The organism is Corallococcus praedator, from assembly GCF_003612125.1.
Lineage (GTDB): Bacteria > Myxococcota > Myxococcia > Myxococcales > Myxococcaceae > Corallococcus > Corallococcus praedator.
In genome coordinates this window covers 1-3144 of record NZ_RAWI01000644.1, presented here as the reverse complement: position 1 = coordinate 3144, position 3144 = coordinate 1, and the positions used below count along the sequence as shown (strand labels likewise).

The window sequence follows — 3144 nt, the reverse complement described above, 5'->3', positions numbered from 1 at the left end:
ACAGGGGGGCGGGCATGGGTGAGGGGCTCGCGCCGTGGTTATCCCCAGGAGGAGGCCCGCCGGAGGAGCACGGAAGATGGAACAGCCAGCCCGTGAGCGAATCACCCTCGTGGAGGTGCTGGAGCTGACAGCGCCCTTCAGCGTCTTCGAGTCCATCATCCAGGCTGCGGCGCGGAGGCTGGAGCGCGAGGGTGTGCGCGGCCTCGTCGGCCTCCGATTCTACGCCCGGCCCGACTCCACGGAGGTTGGCGCGGTCGTCACGTTCGCGGACGCCCGTCAGGTCATGGAACACATCCACATGATTTCCGGCTGGCCCGAATTCAAGGCACTCCTCGGCGTCGCGAAGCCCGTTGACGTCCGGGTGTACGGAAGGCTCGGCGAGGAGGCGCATGCGTGGCTCAAGACGATGAACGTCGTGAGCAAGGTCTTTGAAACCCCCGTTGCGGGCTTCGTGCGCTGAACGCTCGCCTGGAGCGGGTTGGCGCCAGCAGAGGGAACCCCCATCGTTGAGGGACGAAGAGCGCGTCCTCTTCCCGCGCCCCATGGATCGCCTGCACGACAGCTGGAGCCTCGAAGCCGTCTTCGCCAGCCTGGGCGAGGGGGTCCTGGTCTGCGACGAGCACCGGCACTTCGTGTTCATCAACCCGGTGGGCGAACAGCTCCTGGGCATGGGGGCGACGGACACACCCGCCGACCGGTGGGCGGAGCACTACGGGCTCTACCTGCCGGATCAAGTCTCCCTCTATCCGTCCGAACTCCTGCCCATGATCCGAGCCCTGGGTGGCGAGACGATGACCCGCCAGGAGCTCTTCCTGCGCAACGCCGAAAGGCCAGCGGGGACCTGGCTGCTCGTCAGCTCCAGTCCGGTCCGCGACAAGGCCGGAGTGCTTCGCGGCGGCGTCTCCGTCTTCAGCGACATCACCGAGCGCAAGCAGACCGAGGATGCGCTGCGCGCGGTCAGCGAGAAGTATCGGTCGCTCTACAACAACACCCCGGTGATGATGCACTCCATCGACCGGCGGGGGCGGCTGGTGAGCGTCAGTGATTGCTGGCTGAACACCCTGGGCTATGAGCGCGCGGAGGTGCTCGGGCACGACTCGGTGGAGTTCCTGACGCCGGAGTCCCGGCGGTACGCCCGCGAATTCATCCTCCCCGCGTACTTCAAGACCGGTGAGTGCTGGGACGTGCCGTACCAGCTCGTGAAGAAGGACGGGCAGCCCCTCGACGTCCTCCTGTCCGCCATCGCGGAGCGGGATGCCTCCGGCGCGGTGAGCCGCTCCCTCGCGGTGCTCATCGACGTGACCGAGCGGAAGCGGGCGCAGGAGGCGCTGTCTGAAAGCGAGAAGCGCATGAGGGCCATCATGGACAACGCGCCGACCGTGTTCTTCCTGTTGGACACGCAGGAGCGCTTCATGTTCGTGAATCGCGAGTGGGAGCGGCTCTTCCACCGCACCCGGCAGGAGGTCGCCGGCAAGACGGTCTTCGACGTCTTTCCCCGGGAGATCGCCAATGCCTTGCACGACGCCAACCGGGGCATCCTCCAGGACGGCGTCTCCGTACAACGCGAGGAGCTGCTCTCGCACGACAATGGGATCCACACCCACCTCACGAACAAGTTCCCGCTCTTCGATGCCGCCGGCGAAGTCTCTGCACTCTGCGGGATCGCCACCGACATCACCGAGCGCAAGCGGATGGAGACCGCCCAGCGCTTCCTGGCCGACGCGAGCCGGGAGCTGGTGGCGTCCCTCGACAATGAGACCACGCTCCAGCGCGTCGCCGAGCTGGCCCTGCCCCTGCTGGCGGAGCTGTGCGTCGTCTTCGTGCGCACGGCGGGGATGCCGCTGCGCCCCGTGGCGGTGGCGGACCGTTCGCCATCCCGCGCCGCGCACGTGCGGGAGTTCCTCCAGCGCCACCCGCCCGCGCCCGAGGCCCTTCACGGGCCGGCGCGGATCCTGACGACCGGAAGGTCGGAGACGTCCGACGCGTCCCAGGGCCTGCTGGACCCCGTGGCGTTGGCGGAAGAGCGCTGGTCGGAAGTGCGGACCCTCCAGGGCCGGCCCTCGCTCGGCGTGCCCCTCCAGGCGCGAGGCCGCACCCTGGGCGTGCTGTTCCTCCTCTCCCCCCAGTCGGGGCGCGGGTATGCCCCGGCGGAGCTGGAGCTGGCGGAGGAACTGGGCCGTCGGGCCGCGGTCGCCATCGACAACGCCCAGCTCTATTGCTCGGCGCAGGAGTCCATCCGCGCGCGCGATGAGTTCCTCTCCATTGCCTCCCATGAACTGAAGACCCCGCTGACCTCCATGAAGCTGCGCGTGCAGCAGATGGAGTCCGCCCTCAAGGGCCCGCGCCCGCTGCCCACGGACAAGGTGACGCGGATGCTGGAGGTCTTCAAGGAGCAGCTCCAGCGGCTGTCACGGCTGGCGGAGCACCTGCTCGACGTCTCCCGCATCAATGACAGACGGCTCGACCTGCGGCGGGAGGAGATGGACCTGGTGGCGGTGGCGCGCAACGTGACGGACCACCTCGCGGCGCAGTTCGAGAAGACGGGCTGCACGTTGGAGATGGTGGCCCCGGAGCCGGTGTGGGGGTCCTGGGACCGGCTGCGGCTGGAGCAGGTCCTGATCAACCTGCTGACCAACGCGATGAAGTATGGCGAGGGACAGCCCATCCAGTTGGAGGTGACGCGCCACGCGCGGGGGGCGCGGCTCGTCGTCGAGGACCACGGCCTGGGCATTCCGCCCGAGGCCCAGGGCCGCATCTTCGAGCGCTTCGAGCGCGCCGCGTCGCGCAACTACGGAGGACTCGGGTTGGGGCTCTTCATCTCGCGACAGATTGTCGACGCGCACGGAGGAAGCATCCGCGTGGAGAGCACGCCGGGGCTCGGAGCGAAGTTCATCGTCGAGCTTCCGACGTAAGCCCATTGAGAGGGGGTGACAGGAATGTCCCCAGGGGAGCGCCACCGCGCGTGCCAGGATTGGCACGTTCGCCGCGCCCAGCGCGCTTCCCGGGCGGTGGGGCCGAGCGCAACGCGGTGGAATCACTGTGCGAAGGAGACTTCAGGGGCCATGGCACCGCCCTTGCCATGGAAGGGCTCCGCAACCCCAAGGAGCCCTGCACCCCATGAACCCCCCGAAGCCCACCGACGTG

General features: G+C 68.5%; 2 protein-coding genes. Both read left to right on the top strand.

Annotated elements, in window-relative coordinates:
* Positions 1-76: 76 nt before the first annotated feature.
* On the top strand, positions 77-460 hold the full coding sequence (locus tag D7Y13_RS40275; RefSeq protein ID WP_120536205.1) for a hypothetical protein: 384 nt from the start codon (positions 77-79) through the stop codon (positions 458-460).
* A 46-nt stretch (positions 461-506) separates the two neighbouring features.
* Complete coding sequence (locus D7Y13_RS40270; protein ID WP_233595826.1) at positions 507-2912, top strand: sensor histidine kinase; 2406 nt, start codon at positions 507-509, stop codon at positions 2910-2912.
* Positions 2913-3144: the final 232 nt, after the last annotated feature.